Source organism: Pedococcus sp. P3_C7 (assembly GCF_056402615.1).
The window spans coordinates 1-779 of sequence record NZ_JBFUHC010000018.1 but is presented as its reverse complement, the minus strand read 5'-3'; the positions used below and the strand labels follow the sequence as shown (position 1 = coordinate 779).

At 66.8% G+C, this 779-nt stretch carries 1 protein-coding gene; it reads right to left on the bottom strand.

Going from position 1 to position 779, the window contains the following annotated elements:
• Positions 1-491: hypothetical protein (locus AC1DS4_RS18955; protein ID WP_477646105.1), on the bottom strand; the 491-nt coding region annotated here is incomplete at its 3' end.
• Between the last annotated feature and the right edge of the window lie 288 nt (positions 492-779).

The window sequence follows — 779 nt, the reverse complement described above, 5'->3', positions numbered from 1 at the left end:
CCGGGGGCCGCGAGGGTGGCGCTGCCGTCGCTGTTGGTGTCGCCGCCTGCGGTGTCGTCCCGGAAGGAGGTGAACACCACCGGTGCGGCCGCGGTGCCCTGGGCGATCAGTGAGCCCTGCACGTACAGCTGGTCCTGGGGAGCGAACTTCACAGTCGTTCCAGGCTGGATATGGAGTTTCGCGCCGACATCTATCGTTACCGACCCATCGAGCACGTATGCCGTCACGCATTGTGGACTCCAAACCTCATCCGACGTGATTGCTCCAGTGACGTGCACGACCACCGGTGTACAAGCGTCGACTTGCGCCGTCACGGACACGCTCACCGCATAGTTRGGGATGGCGTCGTGGGCAAACAGGGCGTAGGCGTAGTGGGTGTCGGGGGTCAGGCTGGTGTCGGTGTAGCTGGTGGCGCTCGACGTGGTGTCGCCGACCAGGGTTCCGTCGGTGGGGGAGGCTGGTGGGGTGGTGCCGGTCGTGCGGCGGATCATCACCCCGGTGAAGTCGGTATCGGGGGGGTTGGTCCAGGACAGCGCGATGGTGGTCTGACCAGGTGTCGCCGTGACATCCGTGACCCTTCCTGGGGGCGCGCTGTCCGGCGAAGCCCCGATGACTTGACGTTGTGGGGTGGTGGCTGTCGCGGCGGTTGCGGTGGCCGGGACGGTGAGGCGGTAGTACCAGGTTCCGGTGGCGGGGATGGTGTAGGCGGCGGTGTACGTGCCGGTGCTGGTCGTGGTGGCGGTGGTGATGGTGGACCAGGTGGTGGAGGTTGAGGGGCG